The organism is Crossiella sp. S99.2 (genome assembly GCF_023094165.1).
In the GTDB taxonomy this organism is placed as follows: Bacteria; Actinomycetota; Actinomycetes; order Mycobacteriales; family Pseudonocardiaceae; genus Crossiella.
In genome coordinates this window covers 172,932-191,308 of the sequence record NZ_JALMDK010000009.1, presented here as the reverse complement: position 1 = coordinate 191,308, position 18,377 = coordinate 172,932, and the positions used below count along the sequence as shown (strand labels likewise).

At 69.9% G+C, this 18,377-nt stretch carries 17 protein-coding genes; 4 read left to right on the top strand and 13 right to left on the bottom strand.

All coding sequences use genetic code 11. The annotated features are described in order from the left end of the window. Window positions 1-4: 4 nt before the first annotated feature. The 5 genes from MZC64_RS31585 to MZC64_RS31565 are packed head-to-tail and all read right to left on the bottom strand — an operon-like array spanning window position 5 to window position 5,044. Window positions 5-1,225, bottom strand: a complete 1,221-nt coding sequence (locus MZC64_RS31585) for a DUF4255 domain-containing protein (RefSeq protein WP_247760596.1) — start codon at window positions 1,223-1,225, stop codon at window positions 5-7. After that, window positions 1,222-1,902 (bottom strand): hypothetical protein, encoded by a 681-nt coding sequence (locus MZC64_RS31580; protein WP_247760928.1) that lies wholly within the window; start codon window positions 1,900-1,902, stop codon window positions 1,222-1,224. The genes MZC64_RS31585 and MZC64_RS31580 overlap by 4 nt, the downstream gene beginning before the upstream one ends. Next, window positions 1,895-2,614: a hypothetical protein gene (locus MZC64_RS31575; protein WP_247760597.1), complete on the bottom strand. Its 720-nt coding sequence runs from the start codon at window positions 2,612-2,614 to the stop codon at window positions 1,895-1,897. The genes MZC64_RS31580 and MZC64_RS31575 overlap by 8 nt, the downstream gene beginning before the upstream one ends. A 4-nt stretch (window positions 2,615-2,618) precedes the next feature. Beyond that, window positions 2,619-3,143: a phage tail protein gene (locus MZC64_RS31570; RefSeq protein WP_185009126.1), complete on the bottom strand. Its 525-nt coding sequence runs from the start codon at window positions 3,141-3,143 to the stop codon at window positions 2,619-2,621. Between the two features lie 8 nt (window positions 3,144-3,151). Next, window positions 3,152-5,044 (bottom strand): phage tail sheath C-terminal domain-containing protein, encoded by a 1,893-nt coding sequence (locus MZC64_RS31565; RefSeq protein ID WP_247760598.1) that lies wholly within the window; start codon window positions 5,042-5,044, stop codon window positions 3,152-3,154. Window positions 5,045-5,548: 504 nt separating this feature from the next. Between MZC64_RS31565 and MZC64_RS31560 the strand changes: the two genes are divergently transcribed. Both MZC64_RS31560 and MZC64_RS31555 read left to right on the top strand, forming a co-directional pair. Continuing rightward, window positions 5,549-6,007, top strand: a complete 459-nt coding sequence (locus tag MZC64_RS31560; protein ID WP_247760599.1) for a helix-turn-helix domain-containing protein — start codon at window positions 5,549-5,551, stop codon at window positions 6,005-6,007. Window position 6,008: 1 nt separating this feature from the next. Further along, entirely contained in the window at window positions 6,009-6,563 is a 555-nt protein-coding gene (locus MZC64_RS31555; RefSeq protein WP_247760600.1) for a PIN domain-containing protein, read from the top strand. 33 nt (window positions 6,564-6,596) lie between these two features. On the opposite strand, the gene MZC64_RS31550 is transcribed toward MZC64_RS31555, so the two are convergent. Genes MZC64_RS31550 through MZC64_RS31520 form a run of 7 tightly spaced genes read right to left on the bottom strand, consistent with a single transcriptional unit; the run spans window position 6,597 to window position 14,618 of the window. After that, complete coding sequence (locus MZC64_RS31550; RefSeq protein ID WP_185009134.1) at window positions 6,597-7,277, bottom strand: response regulator; 681 nt, start codon at window positions 7,275-7,277, stop codon at window positions 6,597-6,599. Next, the gene (locus MZC64_RS31545; RefSeq protein ID WP_247760601.1) at window positions 7,274-9,823 is read right to left on the bottom strand and encodes a sensor histidine kinase KdpD; all 2,550 of its coding nucleotides are present in this window, start codon (window positions 9,821-9,823) and stop codon (window positions 7,274-7,276) included. The genes MZC64_RS31550 and MZC64_RS31545 overlap by 4 nt, the downstream gene beginning before the upstream one ends. A gap of 38 nt (window positions 9,824-9,861) precedes the next feature. Continuing rightward, complete coding sequence (locus MZC64_RS31540) at window positions 9,862-10,473, bottom strand: potassium-transporting ATPase subunit C (RefSeq protein WP_247760910.1); 612 nt, start codon at window positions 10,471-10,473, stop codon at window positions 9,862-9,864. Window positions 10,474-10,484: 11 nt separating this feature from the next. Then, on the bottom strand, window positions 10,485-12,626 hold the full coding sequence (kdpB, locus tag MZC64_RS31535; RefSeq protein WP_247760602.1) for a potassium-transporting ATPase subunit KdpB: 2,142 nt from the start codon (window positions 12,624-12,626) through the stop codon (window positions 10,485-10,487). Next, window positions 12,623-14,281 (bottom strand): potassium-transporting ATPase subunit KdpA, encoded by a 1,659-nt coding sequence (gene kdpA / locus MZC64_RS31530; protein WP_247760603.1) that lies wholly within the window; start codon window positions 14,279-14,281, stop codon window positions 12,623-12,625. Before kdpA ends, kdpB begins: the two co-directional genes overlap by 4 nt. Then, a complete protein-coding gene (gene kdpF / locus MZC64_RS31525; protein WP_185009142.1) occupies window positions 14,281-14,379 on the bottom strand; it encodes a K(+)-transporting ATPase subunit F in 99 nt (32 codons plus the stop codon). The genes kdpA and kdpF overlap by 1 nt, the downstream gene beginning before the upstream one ends. Then, entirely contained in the window at window positions 14,376-14,618 is a 243-nt protein-coding gene (locus MZC64_RS31520; RefSeq protein WP_247760604.1) for a hypothetical protein, read from the bottom strand. The genes kdpF and MZC64_RS31520 overlap by 4 nt, the downstream gene beginning before the upstream one ends. Window positions 14,619-14,777: 159 nt before the next feature. Here MZC64_RS31520 and asnB point away from each other — a divergent pair, with 159 nt between their 5' ends. Further along, window positions 14,778-16,616 (top strand): asparagine synthase (glutamine-hydrolyzing), encoded by a 1,839-nt coding sequence (gene asnB, locus MZC64_RS31515; protein WP_247760605.1) that lies wholly within the window; start codon window positions 14,778-14,780, stop codon window positions 16,614-16,616. A gap of 259 nt (window positions 16,617-16,875) precedes the next feature. Beyond that, entirely contained in the window at window positions 16,876-17,202 is a 327-nt protein-coding gene (locus MZC64_RS48165) for a LysR family transcriptional regulator (RefSeq protein ID WP_086787003.1), read from the top strand. Window positions 17,203-17,357: 155 nt separating this feature from the next. On the opposite strand, the gene mutM is transcribed toward MZC64_RS48165, so the two are convergent. Then, window positions 17,358-18,227: a bifunctional DNA-formamidopyrimidine glycosylase/DNA-(apurinic or apyrimidinic site) lyase gene (mutM, locus tag MZC64_RS31505; protein WP_247760606.1), complete on the bottom strand. Its 870-nt coding sequence runs from the start codon at window positions 18,225-18,227 to the stop codon at window positions 17,358-17,360. Window positions 18,228-18,377 lie beyond the last annotated feature (150 nt).

The window sequence follows — 18,377 nt, the reverse complement described above, 5'->3', positions numbered from 1 at the left end:
CTCCTCAGCCGGTGATCTCCACGCTTGGTCCGGTGAACGCGCCGCCGGCGAAGTCCAGCGGGCTCTGCGCGCCGTCCACCTGCACCCGCACCAGGTAGCGTCCGGCGACCACGTTCTTGATCGGCACGGTCAGTTCCCGCACCGGTTCGGGCACCCCGACCAGCGGGAACGGCGCGGTGAACTGGTAACTGCGGCCCCGCACGCCGGTGCCGTCGAGCAGTAGCTGGGCCCGCTGATCGGCCTCGACCGGGATGTCCAGCCGCAGCCACACGCCCTGCCCACGTCGTTCCGCGCGCAGCACCCGGGGCCGCCGGACATAGGGCGCGGCAGTGGATTCCAGCAGTGGCCGCGGCTCGCTGGCCGGATCGAGCTGGACCGGGTAGCGCAGTTGCACGGTGTGCACCCCTGGCGGCAGGTTGGCCGGCTGGCCGAGCACCACCTGGGCGTCGGCGATCCGGCGCACCGGCGCGACCAGGCCGCCGACCAGCGCGACCGGGTCGGGGCGGCCGAGGTTGAGCCCGGTCAGCACCAGATCCCGGTCCGCGGTGATCGGCCCGGTGTCCGGCGGGGTGGCCGGATCCGCGCCCGGCGGCAGTGAGAGCACCTGCTCCACCACCGGCCGGACGAACGGTTCGACGTGGATGTGCCTGCGCAGCACCGGTTTCCCGGCCTGCGGGGTGCTGCGGCCGTCCACCAGCACCAGCGAGGCGAGGTAGTGCAGCGACACCGCGTACGGCGTCTGGAACAGCATCGACCACAGCTTCGACTGGTCGTCCAGGTCGAGCTGGGCCGGGGTGAACCGGACCTTGTGCGGACTGGCCGCCAGATCGCTGCCGGCCAGATGGGGGTGGAAGAGCACCGCGTCCTCGATGTCCTTGCGGGACAGGATCGGGTCCTCGTGCAGCGCGCGCACCACACTGCCCAGCAACCGCTGCGGCAGCGCGCTGGCCTCCTCGCCGTAGAAGCTGATCAGGTAGTGCAGGTCCAGCGCGGCCTGGGGTTTGCGCAGCACCGCGCCGTCCGGGCCGCGGGTGGGCGCGTCGGCGTTGCGCAGCGAGCCGTTCGGGGTGACCTGGTACAGGAACACCGTGATGGTCGGGTCCGATGGCGGATCGGCCGGTGGTTTCTGCGGGTTGACGTTGACCGCGATCCCGACGTCCAGTGACCGGGCCAGGTAACCGCACAGGGCGTGCGTGACGGTGGCGATGGCCAGGGTGTTGCTCATCGGTCACCGCCGAGGTACTCGGCCAGGCCCAGCGCCGGTTCCGTCCGGCTCGGCCGGTCCCGTTGCCGGGCAAGGGGATCCGGCGCGGTGGCGGTGACCTCCAGCCTGCCGATGCTGACCGTCACCGACGGCGGCGCGGGTTCTACCGCGCGCCGCCGCCGTGGCGTCACCGCGGCCTGGGGTCGAGGCCCAGGCCGCGGTGGGGCTGCGGGGCCGACCGATGCGGCTGGGGATTCCACATCGGCCGGCCCGTGGGGTAGAGCGGCGGTAACCGGGATCCGCCGCTCCGTAATGGTCTCGTTGACAGAACGGTTCTGCTGGCACCCGGGTTCAACCACGGTGCGCACCGGCAGCAGCGCCGGCGTCGACACCGGCTCGGCCCCGGCGGACGCGGTCACCGGCGGGCCTGCCGTCGGTGAGTGCACCGGAACCGATTCCGCCACGGGTGCGGCGGCCGGTGGTGGGACGGCGCGCGGCGCTGCCGCCGGGCTCCCCGGACCTGCGACGGCCGGGGTGGTGGCCCGCGGTGGCTCGGCGGGATCGGGTTCCGCCGCCGCGAGTACGGAAGGCTCGAAGAGCTGGTTCAGCCGGGGCCGCACCGGGGTGGCGTCGGTGGGCAGGCCCGCGCCGGGCAGGCAGCGGGCGAGCAGCCGGTCGAGGAAGTCGGGCTCAGTCATGTCCCACCAGCTCCAGGTAGTAGCGGCGGCGGGTGGGGCTCAGCGCGAGCACCTCCGGCTCGGTCCAGCCGTAGGCCCCGGCCAGGGCGTGCACGTCGAGCAGCAGGCCGCGGGCCCAGGAGTCGAGTTCGGCCCACAGGTAGGCGGCGATGTCCAGCAGGGCCCTGGCCCGGCTGCCGCAGGCCACGCAGGGCACGTCGAGCAGCACCTCGGCGGCCGGGTCGAGCCGGGCGACGGCCTCGGCCACCGCGGTCCGCGCCGACGGCGGGAGGTCGTCGGCGCGGACCGGGTGGCCGTCGCGGGTGGCGGTCAGCACGATCCGCCGCAGCAACGCGGCCCGCGCGTCCCGGCCTGCCGCGCCGGCGGCGAGCACGTCGGCCGGCGTCGGCGGGCGCACCCGCACCCGGTAGCCGCCGTGTTCGACCTGCACCGCTTCGGCGGTCGGGCCGATGGCCAGCACCGCGCCCGCGGTGAAGTCGAACTCCAGTTCCTCGGCGCAGTCCGGGCAGGACAGCCGCCCGTTGAGCCGGTCGCCGAAGAGTTCCCGGCGCAGCCCGAACAGCTCGCGGTCCCGCTGCCCTACCGGGGCCGCGAGCAGCTCGGTGGCACCGGCCGCCGGGCGGGCCAGCCGGTGCAGCAGGAGCGCGCGCTGGGTGTGTCCGGCCGCCAGCCCGCGCTCCCAGGCATCCAGCAGCTCACTCGGCGCCGCCATCGGCTCAGGCCGGGTTGCTCAGCGACGGTTCCTCCGGTTCGGCGACCTCGTAGTCCCGTTCCCAGCCCTCGCATTCCAGCTTCAGGCTCTGGATGGCGACCGCGTTGGCGTTCGCGTCCAGCTCGCCCAGCACCTGGTACTCACTCGGCCAGGCCCGGTAGACCTTGTAGGCCAAGGCGACCTGACCGGACTCGTTGAGCACCTGGATGACGATGTCCTTGCGGAAGTCCCGCAGCGACATCTCCGCGCCGCGGCCCTGGCCGACCAGCCAGACCTTGTTGGCCCAGCGGTCGAAGTCCGGGTCGTGGGTGACCCCGCGTTCCAGGGTGATCGCCTCGAACTCGGTGCGGCCCGCCGACTTGCGCGGTGAGCTGGCGTCACCGCCGCTGCGGTGCTTGACCACCTCGGTGGTGCGCTTGAGCGGGCTGATCTTGGACACGCCTGCCACCACGCGGCCGTCGCAGACCACCAGGAACTTGAAGTTCTTGTACGGGTCGAACCGCTGCGGGTTGACGGTGAACTCGGCCATGAGTACCCCTAGACCTCGATCTGTCCGGCGAGCTGCTCGATCTTGATGATCACGAACTCCGCCGGTTTCAACGGGGCGAAGCCGACCAGGACATTCACCACGCCGCTGTTGATGTCGTTCTGCGTCGTGGTGTCCTTGTCGCATTTCACGAAGTAGGCGTCCCTGGCCGAGGTGCCCTGGAATGCGCCGCGCTCGAACAGCGAGTGCATGAATGCGCCGACATTCAGTCGAATTTGTGCCCAGAGCCGTTCGTCGTTGGGCTCGAAAACCACCCACTTGGTGCCGCGATACAGGCTTTCCTCGATCATCAGCGCGGTACGCCGGACCGGCACGTACTTCCACTGCGAGGGGGTCGCGTCCGCGCCGTCGAGGGTGCGCGCGCCCCAGACCACCGGGCCTATCACCGGGAAGGACCGGACGCAGTTCACGGCCAGCGGGTTGAGCAGGCCGTTCTCCGGATCCGTCATCGGCACGGTCAGGCCCTGCACCGAGTTGAGCCTGGTCTCGGTGCCCGCGGGGGCTTTCCACACGCCGCGTTCGGCGTCGGTGCGGGCCATCACGCCGGCCACCGCGCCGCAGGGCGGGAAGGCACGCAGCCGTCCACTGAGCGGGTCGAGCAGGTGCAGCCGCGGGAAGTAGAGCGCGGCGTGGTCGCTGCGGACCGAGCCGAGCCGGTGCAGGTTGGCCCGCACCGCGTCCACGCTCGACCACGCGGCCGGCGCGTCCACCAGCAGAAACATCCGTTTGGTCCGGCACAGCCTGCCGGCGTGGCCGAGCACGTCGACCATCCGGGTGAGGTCGGTGTCGCCGGGCAGCGCGGCGGCCTCGGGCAGGGCGAGCAGGCCGACGTCGTCGACATCGCGCAGCGCGTAGAGCCCGGTCTTGGCGCCCTCGTTGCCGATCAGCTCGGTGTGCCCCGGCAGATCGCCGTCCTCGCCCGCCTTGCCGGGGGCCTGGCCCTCGTTCTCGCCGCCGCCGAAGGCGTAGGCGGTGACGTTGCGACCGCCGCCGAAGCCGAGGTTGTTGCCGACCGCGCCTTCGAGTTTGAGCACCACACCCGCGTCGGCGGTGCCGGCGACGACCTGCAGCCGGTGCCCGCGCACGGTGACGGTGGCCGCGCCGTAGGTGCGATCACCGGGGGTGTCCGGCAGCGTGCGCAGCCTGTTCTCCAGCAGCAACGCCAGCTCGATCAGGTTGGCGGGCTTGGGATCGCCGGCTTTGAGCAGGGTCAGCTTGTGCACGGTCGACCCGCCGAGCACGGAAACTTCCAGCTCACCGGAGGGGTCGGGCGCGGCGCCGGGGAACTTGCCGGAGCTGGTGCCGACCGGGTCCGGCCGCTGGGTGGGCTCGGGATCGTTGTCCACGGTGAGGGTGACCAGCCGGGAACTGCCGTTGACCACGACGGCGACGTGCCGTTCGTGGTCGGGATCCATGGACAGGTCGGCGTAGCTCTCCCGCTGCCCGCTGGGGTGGCTGAGCTGGAGGTTGAAGGTGGCATCCGGCGTCGGAGTGCCGTGATCAACACTCACCCGCAACCCGTTTCCCCAGGTCCCTGGCTCACGAGCGCGCAGGGTGAGTACTCGTTTCTTCCCGGCGTCGGCCCGGCTGTAGATACCGGCGGTGGCGTGTTCGGCGCCCTTGGCGACCCGGACGATCACGGCGACGGTGCCACCGTTGAGGAAGAACTGCTGCACGGCGTAGCTGACCGCGCTGGCGCCGGCCAGGCCGCCGAAGCGACGCTCGAAGTCGGCGAAGCTGGTGATCGTGACGGCCTCGTTGACCGGGCCGCGGCTGGTGTAGCCGACGAAGGCGGTCACCGAGGTCGAGACCGCGGCGACCGTGCGGACCCGGCTGGGCAGCTCCTCGATGTAGACGCCTGGATAGGTCGGCGTGACGGGCATGCCACCTCCATTCCTCGAAACAGCGGCGTTCAAGGAAAAGAGCACATGCAGAATAAGACCCCCAGAAACCACGCCAACGCCAGACCAACCGCTGCAAGCAATTGATCACGTCAGAACGCGGTACGTGCCGGGATCCCCACCCCTTTTCCCCTCACACAACGGCCACACAAGGACCGTCGCCCAGTTTTGTGCTGCCCGCGGACAGGTGTCAACCGGTTCTACGCTTATGCTGCCTGGAAGAGCAGAGGATGACTCGAACGGCCCAACCACGGCATTCGGCCCATTCCCGGTTACTTAATCAAGTAAGTCCGGGACAACCGATCTTGCCGTTCCCCCGCGAATTCCCGGCAGTACGCGCCGACGCCGCAGGGGCCGGCCCAGCCCACGGGTCCGTCCGGCCGAACAACTCCTGCACCAAGCAGCCAGCCAACCCACCTCACCCCAACCTCCCAGTTGCGTTCACTGCGTCTATTGCGGATACTGCGTTTAGCGGAGGAGGCACCCATGACCACCCTGACGAACGACCAGGTGCAACCGGACGAGGGCGACGTCCGGACCGCCGACGCCGCCCTGGCCAGGGTCACCGACTACCTGGCCAGGCACCCCGACGGCCCCAACGAGATCCGCCTGCGGGTCGCCGAGGACGGCGAGGAACTGATCGTGCCGCGCGCCGCGGTCGAACTGTTCGCCCGGATCCTGGCGCACATGGCCGCGGGCCAGGGCGTCTCGGTGGTGCCCACCAACGCCGAACTGACCACCCAGCAGGCCGCCGACCTGCTCAACGTCTCCCGCCCGTACCTGATCGGCCTGCTCGACGCCGGCGAGATCGACTACCGCAAGGTGGGCAAACACCGCCGGATCCGGGTCACCTCGCTGCTGGGGTACCTGAGGCGGGACGACCACCGTCGACGCGAGGCGGCCGACGAGCTGACCGCGTTGACCCAGGAGATGGGTTTGACCTGAGTTGTCCTTCGTCGTGGTCTACGACGCGTGTGTGCTCTACCCCAGCACTCTGCGCGACCTGCTGATCCGCATCGCCCGCGCCGGTCTGGTGCAGGCGAGGTGGACCAACCGGATCCTGGACGAGGTCTTCGACAGCCTGCGCGCGCACCGGCCCGACCTGGCCCCGGACGCGCTCGCCCGCACCCGCAAGCTCATGGTGTGCGCGGTCCGGGACTGCCTGGTGACCAACTACGAACCGCTCGAAGCCGGGCTCGAACTCCCCGATCCGGACGACCGGCACGTGCTGGCCGCCGCGATCAAGGCCCGCGCGCAGGTGATCGTGACCAACAACCTCAAGGACTTCCCGCCGGGGCAGGTCGGGCAGTGGGACATCGAGGCGAAATCCGCCGACGACTTCGTGCTGGACCAGATCGACCTCGACGCCAAGGTCGTGTGGGGCTGCGTCCAGCAGATCGCATACGCCCGACGCCGCCCACCGGAACGCCCCGAGGACACCCTGCTCGCGCTGGAACGCAACGGCCTGATCCGCTCAGTAGCCGCCCTGCAACGCGCCTGACCCCCACCCCACAACCGCCAACGAGCCCTACAACTAGGGCTCGAACCGATACCCCATCCCCGGCTCGGTCAACAGGTGTCGCGGGTGCGCGGGTTCCGGTTCCAGCTTGCGCCGCAACTGCGCCAGGTACACCCGCAGATAATGCGTCTCCGTCGCGTAGTTCGGCCCCCACACCTCCTGCAGCAACTGCCGCTGCGCCACCAGCCGCCCCCGCCCACGCACCAGGACCTCCAGCACCCCCCACTCGGTCGGCGTCAGATGCACCTCGGCCCCGTCCTTGAGCACCTTCTTCGCCGCCAGGTCCACCGAGAAGGACGCCGTCTGCACGACGGGCTGTTCCTCCTCGCCGGAGTTGCTCGCCCGCCGGACCGCCGCGCGCAACCGGGCCAGCAGCTCGTCCATCCCGAACGGCTTGGTCACGTAGTCGTCCGCCCCGGCGTCCAGGGCCTCGACCTTGTCGGTGGAGTCGGTGCGGGCGGAGAGGACCAGGATGGGGACCCGGGTCCAGCCGCGGAGGCCGGAGATGACCTCGGTGCCGTCGATGTCGGGCAGGCCGAGGTCCAGGACCACGACATCGGGTTTGCCCTCGGCTGCCGCCTTCAACGCGGAGGCGCCGTCGTGTGCGGTCAGCACCTGGTAGCCACGGGCGGTCAGGTTGATCCGCAACGCCCGCACGATCTGCGGTTCGTCGTCGACGACCAGGACCTTGGTCATCCGGCTGTCTCCTCTTCGGCCATCCGGTACGCGGGCAGCGAGATCACCACGGTGAGCCCACCCCCGGGGGTGTCCTCGGCGTGGATGCTGCCACCCATCGCCTCGGTGAATCCCTTCGCCACGCTCAACCCCAGGCCCACGCCCCGGGTGTCGCGGTCGTTCAAACGCTGGAAGGGCTGGAACACGGTGGCGGCGGCGCCCTTGGGCAGGCCGGCGCCCTGGTCCACGATGCGCAGCTCGACCCGTTCGGCGTGCGCGCTGGCCCGCACCGCGACCACGAACCCGTCGCTGCCCGGTTTGCGGCCGTGCCGCAGCGCGTTGTCCACCACGTTCGCGATCACCCGCTCCAGCAGGCCGACGTCGGCGCACACCGGGACCAGGCTCTCGTCCACGTCGACCTCGACCTTGGACGGGTCGTCCACACTGCGCAGCGCCCTGGCCACCACCTCGTAGTAGCCCACCGCGCGCAACTGCGGCTGCACCGCGCCGGTGGCCAGCCGGGAGGAGTCGAGCAGGTTGTCCACCAGCCCGACCAGCCGGTCCGCCGACTCCTCCACCGTGGCCAGCAGATCCGCGGTGTCCACATCGGACAGCCGAAGCTCGGGGTCGCGCAGGCTGCTCACCGCGGCCTTGATCGAGGTCAGCGGGGTGCGCAGGTCGTGCCCCACCGCCGACAGCAGCGCGGTGCGCAACTCGGTGGTGGCCGCCTTGCGTTCGGCGGCCGCGGTCTTCACCGTCAGCCGCTGCTGCCGCAACGCCAGCAACGCCTGCCCCGCCACCGCCTCCAGCAGCCCCCGGTCCGCCGCGGGCAGCGCCCGGCCCTTGAGCGCCAGGTGCACCTCACTGCTGATCAGCACGTCCACATCGGCCTGGTCCGGATCGGTGGCCGGATCGGGGCCGGCCGCGGCGACCACATACCACTCGTCGTCCTCCTGCTCCTCCAGCATCGAGGCGGAGGTCAGCCCGAAGTTCTCGGTGATCTTCTCCAGCAACCGTTGCAGCGGCTCGGGATGGGTCAGCACGGTGCGCGCGTAGGAGGCCAGCAGCGCCGCCTCGGTGCGTGCCTTGGCCGCCTGCTCGGCCCGCCGCCCCGCCCGGTCCACCACCAGCGCCACCAGCACCGCGACCAGCACCATCGCGATGATGGTGATCACGTTCTCCTCGTTGGCGATGTCCAGGGTGTACAGCGGCGGGCTGAAGAAGAAGTTCAGCAGCAACCCGCTGAGCACCGCGGTCAGCACCGCCGGGCCCAGTCCGCCGATCAGCGCGACCACCACCACCGCGAGGAAGTAGCCGACCACGTCGGTGGAGATGCTCAGCGTCTCCTCGGCCACCACCCCGATCGCGGTGACCGTGGTCGGCAGCAGCAGCGCGGCGAACCAGCCGAAGGTCTTGCGCCACGGGCTCAGCACGCCACGGGCAGGTCCGCGGTGCCGCCGCAGCACGCCGCCCGCGTGATCGTGGGTGACCATGTGCACGTCGATCGACCCGGAGTGCTGCACGGTCCGCGAGCCGACGCCCTCGTCGAAGGCACGGGCCAGCCTGCTGCGCCGCGAGGTGCCCAGCACCAGCTGGGTCGCGTTGACCCCGCGGGCGAAGTCCAGCAACGCGGTCGGCACGTCGTCGCCGACCACGGTGTGGAAGGTCGCGCCCACGTCGTCGGCGAGCTTGCGGCAGCGCGCCACCGCCTGCGCGGAGGTCCCGGCCAGCCCGTCACTGCGCAGGATGTGCAGTGCCAGCAGCTCCGCGCCGGCCCGGTTGGCGATCCGGCTGGCCCGGCGGATCAGCGTTTCGCTCTCCGCGCCACCGGTGACGGCCACCACCACCCGTTCCCTGGTCTCCCAGGTGTCGGTGATCTCGTGCTCGGCCCGGTACCGCTGCAACGCCACGTCGACCTGGTCGGCCACCCACAGCAGCGCCAGCTCACGCAACGCGGTCAGGTTGCCCGGCCGGAAGTAGTTGCCCAGCGCCGCGTCGATCTTGTGCGCGGGGTAGATGTTGCCGTGCGCCATCCGCCGCCGCAGCGCCTCCGGGGTGACATCGACCAGCTCGACCTGCTCGGCCCGGCGCACCACCTCATCCGGCACGGTCTCCCGCTGCGGCACCCCGGTGATCCGCTGCACCACGTCGTTGAGCGACTCCAGGTGCTGCACGTTCACCGTGGAGAGCACATCGATCCCGGCCTCCAGGAGTTCCTCGATGTCCTCCCAGCGCTTGCTGTTGCGCGAGCCGGGCGCGTTGGTGTGCGCCAGCTCGTCGACCACCGCCACCTCGGGCGCGCGGGCCAGCAGCCCGTCGATGTCCAGCTCGGTCAGCTCGACCTCGCGGTGGGTCATCGCCTTGCGCGGCAACACTTCCAGCCCGCGCACGAGTTCCGCGGTCTTCTCCCGGCCGTGCGTCTCGAGGTAACCGACGACCACATCGGTGCCGCGTTCGAGCCGCCGGTGCGCCTCACACAGCATGTCGTAGGTCTTGCCGACGCCCGGCGCGGCGCCGAGGTAGATGCGCAACTCACCTCGGCGCCGCCGCTTGCCGTACTCGCTCACGGGTTCAGTCTGCACCTGGACCAGCCGGACCCTGGTCATCAACGCCGCGCGGCCTGCACAGCGAGGTTGAGTTTGAGCACGTTGACACCGGGCTCGCCGATCCCCTTGGCGGTGTTCTCCTCGATCAGCCGCCGGACCACGGCCAGGTCGACGCCGTTCTCCCTGGCCACCCGGGGCGCCTGGAGTTCGGCGTAGGCCGGACTGATGTGCGGGTCCAGCCCGGAGGCCGAGGCGGTGACCGCGTCGGCCGGGATCTTGCCCGCCTCGACCTGCTCACGGGCCACGATCGCGGCCTTGCGGTCCTCGATCGCCTTGCGCAGGTCCTCGTTGTCCCCGGCCTTGTTGGAACCGCCGGAACTGGCGGTGTCACCCGGGCTCGGCACGTCCTTGGTCAGCGCGGACGGGCGGTTGTGGAACCAGCGGTCCAGGGCCGGGTTGTCCTTGGCCCGCTCGTCCACCAGGTCGATGCCGATCAGCTCGGATCCGACCGGCTGGCCGTTCTGGTAGATGACCGACCCCTCCGCGTTGGCGGAGAGCCCCGGCAGCCTGCCGACGCCCCAGATGAGCAGTGGGTAGACCACGCCCAGCAGGACGGTCAGCACGAGCAAGACGCGCAGCCCGGCCATGGACTGCTTCCAGAGGGTGGAGATGGTGTGCACGTTCAGCCCCCGAATCCCGGGATGAGAGCGACCAGCAGGTCGATCAGCTTGATGCCGAGGAACGGCGTGATGATGCCGCCGAGGCCATAGATCAGCAGGTTCCGCCGCAGCAGCTGGGAGGCGCTGGACGGGGTGTACTGGACGCCCTTGAGCGCCAGCGGGATCAACGCGATGATGATCAACGCGTTGAAGATCACCGCGGACATGATGGCCGACTGCGGGGTGGCCAGCCGCATGATGTTGATCGAGTCCAGCTGCGGGTAGATGGCCATGAACATGGCAGGCAGGATCGCGAAGTACTTGGCCAGGTCGTTGGCGATGCTGAACGTGGTCAGCGCGCCCCTGGTGATCAGCATCTGCTTGCCGATCTCCACGATCTCGATCAGCTTGGTCGGGTCGGAGTCCAGGTCGACCATGTTGCCGGCCTCCTTGGCCGCGGCCGTCCCGGTGTTCATCGCCACCCCGACGTCGGCCTGGGCCAGCGCGGGCGCGTCGTTGGTGCCGTCGCCGGTCATCGCGACCAGCCGCCCGCCCTCCTGTTCCTTGCGGATCAGGGCCATCTTGTCCTCGGGCTTGGCCTCGGCGAGGTAGTCGTCCACGCCCGCCTCGGCCGCGATCGCCTTGGCGGTCAACGGGTTATCCCCGGTGACCATGACGGTGCGGATGCCCATCGCGCGCAGTTCGGCGAACCGCTCGCTCATACCCGACTTCACCACGTCGGAGAGCCGGATCACCCCGCGCACCAACGCTTTCCCGCCCGCGACCTCGGCCACCACCAGCGGTGTGCCGCCCTCGGCGGAGATCCGGTCCACGATCACCTGGACGTCCTCCGGGATCGCACCGCCGTTCTCGGCGACCCAGGCCCGCACCGCGCTGCCCGCGCCCTTGCGCACCAACCGGTCCGCAATGTCGATCCCGCTCATCCGGGTCTGCGCGGTGAACGGCACCGACTCCGCCGCCGCCTCCACCGCGGTGGCTTCGGGGGCCAGCCCGAAGTCCCGCACGCACAGTTCGACGATGCTGCGGCCCTCTGGGGTCTGGTCGGCCAGGCTGGCCAGCCGCGCGGCCGCGGCCAGTTCGTCCACAGTGGACCCGGCCACCGGCAGCAGCTCGGTGGCCCGCCGGTTGCCGAAGGTGATGGTGCCGGTCTTGTCCAGCAGCAGCACGTCGATATCGCCCGCGGCCTCCACCGCGCGCCCGGACTTGGCCAGCACGTTGCGCTGCACCAGCCGGTCCATGCCCGCGATGCCGATCGCGGAGAGCAGCGCGCCGATCGTGGTCGGGATCAGGCAGACCAGCAGCGCGACCAGCACGATCACCGACTGCTGGGAGCCGGAGTAGCCCGCCATCGGCTGCAACGCCACGACCACCAGCAGGAAGATGATGGTGAGCACCGAGAGCAGGATGGTGAGCGCGACCTCGTTCGGCGTCTTCTGCCGCTCCGCGCCCTCCACCAGCGCGATCATCCGGTCGACGAAGGTCTCCCCCGGCTTGGAGGTGATCTTGACGATGATCCGGTCGGAGAGCACGGTGGTGCCGCCGGTCACCGCGGACCGGTCGCCGCCGGACTCGCGGATCACCGGCGCGGACTCACCAGTGATGGCCGACTCGTCCACGGTCGCGATGCCGTCCACGATGTCGCCGTCGCCCGGGATCACCTGCCCGGCCTCGACCAGCACCAGATCGCCGGGGGCGAGCCGGTTGGCCGCGACCTCCTCCACAGTCAGGCTGGTGGCCTTGGCCGCGCCCTCGACCTTCAGTCCTGGCAACAGCTTGAAGGCGACCGTGTCGGTCTTCATCTTGCGCAGCGATTCGGCCTGCGCCTTGCCCCGGCCCTCGGCCACCGCCTCGGCCAGGTTGGCGAACAGGACGGTGAACCACAGCCAGGCCGCGGTGGCGATGCTGAACACCCCGGGCTGCACCACGGCGAAGACCGTGCTGAGCACCGAACCGGCCCACACCACGAACATCACCGGGTTGCGCAGCTGGTGCCGGGGGTCGAGCTTGCGCAGCGCGTCCGGCAGCGAGACCAGCAACTGCCGCGGGTTGAACACCCCGGCGGAGACCCGGCCGGTGCGCTCGGCGTGCACGTGCGCCGACTCGGCTGGTGTGCGCTGCGGGTGTTCCTTGGTGGGAGCGGTCATGACAGGGCCTCCGCAATGGGACCGAGGGCCAGCGCGGGCAGGAAGGTCAGCGCGGCGACGAGGACGACGGTGCCGGTCAACATGCCGGCGAACAGCGGGCCCGAGGTGGGCAGGGTGCCCGCCGAGGGCGGCACCTTCCGTTGCTGGGCAAGGGAACCGGCCAGGGTGAGCACGGCCAGGATCGGGATGAACCGGCCGAAGAGCATCGCCAGCCCCAGACTCACCTGGAAGAAGTCACTGGTGACGGTCAGCCCGCCGAACGCGCTGCCGTTGTTGTTGCCTGCTGAGGCATAGGCGTAGAGCACCTCGGAGAGCCCGTGCGCGCCCGGATTGTTCAGCGCACCGGCGGTCCCCGGCAGCGCGAGCGCGAGCCCGGCGCCGATCAGCACCACGGTCGGCATGGCCAGCATGGCGATGGCCGCGGCGGTGATCTCCTTGCGCCCCAGCTTCTTGCCGAGGTACTCCGGGGTGCGGCCGACCATCAGTCCGGCCAGGAACACCGCGATCACGGCGAGCACCAGGATGCCGTACAGGCCCGCGCCGACCCCGCCGGGCGCGACCTCGCCGAGCAGCATGTTCAGCAGGGCCACCCCGCCACCGAGGCCGGTGTAGCTGTCGTGCAGCGAGTTCACCGCGCCGGTGGAGGTGCCGGTGGTGGCCACCGCGAACAGCGAGGAGCCCGGGATGCCGAAGCGGACCTCCTTGCCCTCCATGGCGCCGCCCGCGGCCAGCGCGGCGATCCCGTTCGGGTTGCTCTCCGCCCACCAGGCCACTGTTGTCATGATCGCGAACAGCAGGCCCATCACGCTGAGCAGCACGTAGCCCTGCTTGACGTCCTTGACCAGCTTGCCGAAGGTGCGGGTCAGCGCGACCGGGATGAGCAGGATCAGGAAGATCTGGAACAGGTTGGTCCAGGAGTTCGGGTTCTCGAACGGGTGCGCGGAGTTGGCGTTGAGGATGCCGCCGCCGTTGGTGCCCAGTTCCTTGATCGCCTCCTGGCTGGCCACCGGGGCCAGCGCCAGCACGTGCTGCTGGCCGTCCGGGGTGGTCACCGTGACGCCGGAGGACAGGCTCATCACCGCGCCGAAGGCGAGCAGCACGATCGCGGCCGCGATCGAGAGCGGCAGCAGCACGCGCACACAGCCGCGCACCAGGTCCACCCAGAAGTTGCCCAGCCGGTCGGTCTTGGCCCTGGTGAACCCGCGCACCACCGCCACCGCGACCGCGATGCCCACCGCGGCGGAGACGAAGTTCTGCACGGTCAGCCCGGCCAGCTGCACCGAGTGCCCCATGACCTGCTCGGGCACGTAGGACTGCCAGTTCGTGTTGGTCACGAAGCTGACCGCGGTGTTGAACGCGGTGGCCGGGTTGATCTCCCGGTCGAAGCCGAACGGCAGCCAGCCCTGGAAGCGCTGCAACAGGTACAGCAGCACCACCGAGACGAAGGAGAAGCCGAGCACACCGGCGGCGTAGGTGGTCCAGCGCTGCTCCGCGTCCGGGTTCACCCGAACGATCGCGTAGAGGCCACGCTCAATGCGCCAGTGCTTCTTGTCCTCGTACACCCGGGCCAGGTAGTCGCCCAGCGGGCGGTAGGCCGCCGCCAGCGCGACGAGCAGGAGGCCGACCTGGATCAGGCCGGTCCACAGGGAGGTCATCAGAACTTCTCCGGTCGGATCAGGGCGACGAACAGGTAGACGAGCAAGAACAGCGCGACCACCCCGCCCACCAGGTTGAACACGGCCGCGGTAGTCACAACCGCTCCAATCCGCGCAGCGTCAGCGCCAGCACAAGAAAGCCACCGATCAGCAGCACCGCGTAGGCCAGGTCGGCCATCTGCGCGCTCCCCTCTCGACTAGGTAGTTCGACAACGGGCGCCAGCGTGCATGCCGGGTTCAGGCCGCTGACCGGGCCTGATGACTCCTTGACGCCCCTGACGGTGGCATTGACGTGATCTTTACGCGCCCGGTGAGCCACCTCTCGCCCGTTTTCCACCCATCGAGGGGGTCCGATGGTCGGATGCGGTTACGTTCCGCATGCAACCGCCCGGCCGACTCACTCGTCTGAGAACAGGTCTGCTCGGCGGAACCAACCCGACTCAGAAGTAGGTAACTTCCCAGCCAAGGCTGGGGGCCAAGCGCGAGGAGGCGCGTCATGTGCGGAGTCACCGGCTGGGTCTCCTACGACCGGGAGCTGACCTCCGAAACGGTCACCCTCCGTGCCATGACCGCGACCCTGGCCCCCCGCGGCCCCGACGGCGAGGGCGTCTGGACCACCCGGCACGCCGGGCTGGGCCACCGCCGTCTTGCCATCATCGACCTGCCCGGCGGGGCGCAGCCGATGATCGCCGAGACCCCCGCGGGCGCGATCGCGCTCTCCTACAGCGGCGAGGTCTACAACTTCCGCGAACTGCGCGCCGAACTCCAGCGCCGCGGCCACCGCTTCCGCACCGCCGGCGACACCGAGGTCGTGCTCACCGCCTACCTGGAGTGGGGCGAGGACCTGGTCGAGCACCTCAACGGCATGTACGCCTTCGCCATCTGGGACGACCGCACCGAGCGGTTACTGCTGGTCCGGGACCGGCTCGGGGTCAAACCGCTGTTCATCTACCCCACCGCCGACGGCCTGCTCTTCGGCTCCGAACCCAAGGCCATCCTGGCCAACCCGCTCGCCCGCAAGGCGCTGGGCGAGGACGGGTTGCGGGAGATCTTCGGCTTCGTCAAGGTGCCCGGCTCCGCGGTCTGGCACGGCATGCGCGAGCTGAAACCCGGCACCCTGGCCGTGCTGGACCACAACGGGCTGCGCGAGCGGGTCTACTGGCGGGTCGAGGCGCTGCCGCACCTGGACGACACCGCCGAGTCCGTCGAGCACGTGCGCGAGCTGCTGCACGACATCATGCGCCGCCAGCTCATCGCCGACGTGCCGCAGTGCGTGCTGCTCTCCGGCGGCCTGGACTCCAGCGTGCTCACCGCGCTGGCCGCCGAGGTGCTGCACGAGCGCGGCGAGATCCCGCGCACCTTCGCGGTCTCCTTCGCCGGCGAACAGGACGGCTTCGTGCCGCACGTGCTGCAGGACAGCCTGGACGCGCCGTTCGTCCGGCAGGTCGCCCGGCACGTCGGCACCGAGCACACCGACGTCGTGCTGGACCACACCGCGCTGGCCGCCCCGGAGAACCGCGCGGCCGCGGTCACCGCGCGCGATCTGCCCACCGGCATGGGCGAGATGGACGTCTCGCTGCTGCTGCTCTTCCAGGCCGCCAGGGCCCGCTCCACGGTCGCGCTCTCCGGCGAGTCCGCGGACGAGGTCTTCGCCGGGTACTGGTGGCAGCACGACCAGGCCGCCCAGCAGGCGCCGATCTACCCGTGGATCGCCGGCATCGGCGGCGCGCAGAGCCAGACCCGCCCGCTGATCAACGCCGGCCTGGCCGCCCGGATGGACATCCCCGGCCACCTGGTGGGCGGCTACGCCGACGCGCTGGCCCAGGCCCCGGTGCTGGACACCGACGACCCGCACGAGCAGCGGCTGCGCCGGATCTGCCACGTGCACCTGAGCCAGTTCCTGACCAACATGCTCGACCGCAAGGACCGGATGAGCATGGCCGCCGGGCTGGAGGTCCGGGTGCCCTTCTGCGACCACCGCCTGGTGGAGTACGTCTACAACGCGCCGTGGGCGCTGAAAACCTTTGACGGCAAGGAGAAGAGCCTGCTGCGCGGGGCCGCTCGGGGCCTGCTGCCCAGCACCGTGCTGGAGCGCCGCAAGAGCCCCTACCCGTCCACCCAGGACGTGAAGTACCTGCTCGCGGTGCAGGACCAGCTGCACGAGCTGCTGAGCCGCCGGGACGCCACCGTGTTCGAGATCATCGAGCGGGACTGGGTGCGCGCGGTGGCCACCACCGACCCCGCGCTGATCGACCGCGCTACCAGACAGTTCCTGGAGCGGCTGCTCGACATAACGGTGTGGCTGGACATATACCGCCCCGAGATGCGACTGTGATGACGTACTAGGCGAACGAGTGTTCGGCGTTCCCCAGCGCCGGTTGTCCGGCGCTTTGCCCGATCTGCTCACTACTTAGCGGCGTCTCGCGGCACACAGTAGTGAACCGGGAGTAACTTTGTACTCCGCTCGGAGGTACGGGTACCCAAACGGTGGACTTCCACATGAGCCGTTGGTAATGTCCTCATTATGGCGTGATCCGGGGCACTTCTCCCGGGCACGTGGGGCCCTTAGCGCAGCGCGACACTGGGGAGAAACAATGCACGAGCGGGAGTTCCGGGCTTTCGTCTCGATTGCGGACCTCGGCCGTATGGACCTGGCGGCGAAGTCCCTCGGGTATTCACAGCCCGCAATCAGTTACCAGATCAAGTCTCTAGAGCAGTCCCTCGGGACCAAGCTGTTCACCCGCGATCCGGCGGGCGCACGGCTGACCAGGGAGGGTCAGATGATCCTCCCGTCGGTCCGGGCGGTCCTGATGCTGATCGACAGCATCAAGGAGCTGTCGGTTCGCCCAGGTGAGCCCAGCCCTGCGACCAGCTTCGAGTGGGCGACCAGCCAGCTTCGCAGCCAGTTGAAGTCAGGCTGACAACAAGATCAACTGCACCATCGGGTGGGCGGTCCGGCTCTCGGACTCGCCCACTTTTTTTGTTCACGGAACTAAGCAGTTCACAAAATGAAACAGCGTGGCGTAAACTACTTTGGCGTAAGTTGACATTTCTCCCAGAGAAACTTGGGATAGATTTAACGTTGGCCGGTAACCGGGGGCCGCTGACAAACCCGGCAGAAATACGAAGACCTGTTCATAAACGGCTCACGCGCGATCAGCGTCCCACAGCGCGGGCACGGCTGCCCAGTCTTTCCGTAAACTGCGAGCGAACGGTCGAAGTATCCCGACTGTCCGTTCACGTTTACGTAGAGTGAATCGAAGGACGTCCCACCGGCCCCCAATGCCTCCGCCATGACTTCGGTGGCGGCGTCCAGGACCCGCAGGGCGGCCGGGCGGGTCAGACCCCCGGTGGGCCGGGACCAGTGCAGCCGAGATCTCCAGAGAGCCTCGTCCGCGTAGATGTTGCCGATGCCGGACACCAGCGTCTGGTCCAGCAGCGCCCGCTTCAGCTCGGTCCGCTTGGCCCGCAGCGCGGCCACCGCCCGCTCCGGGTCGAAGGCCGGATCCATCGGGTCCCGGCCGATGTGCGCCACCGGATCCGGCAGCAACGTGCCGTCCACCTCGGCCAGTTCGGTCACCGCGAGCCCGCCGAAGGTGCGCTGGTCGACGAACCGCAGCTCCGGCCCGCCGTCGGCGAAGCTGATCCGCACCCGCAGGTGCTTCTCATCCGGCGCCCCCACCGGCTGCACCAGCATCTGCCCGCTCATGCCGAGGTGGGTCAGCAGCGCCTCGGTCCGCCCGTCGAGTTCCAGCCACAGGTACTTGCCCCGGCGCACCGCCGCGACCAGCCCGCGCCCGGCCAGCCTGCCGGCGAAGTCCAGCGGACCTGGCTCATGCCGCCGGATCGCCCTGGGGTGCAGCACCTCGACCGCGGCCATGGTGCGGCCGACCACATGCCGGTCCAGGCCCAGCCGGACAACCTCCACCTCGGGCAGCTCAGGCACTCCGACTCCCTCCTCGCACTCCGCCAACCGGCCGAGTCGTTGACAACGCTGTTGAGTAACCCACCCGAATGCCGCCAGAAAGCCCGCAATGGCCCCTGAGAGGCCCGCAGACGGACGAACCTGAGCGGCTGGTGTCTGGCACCTCAGGAA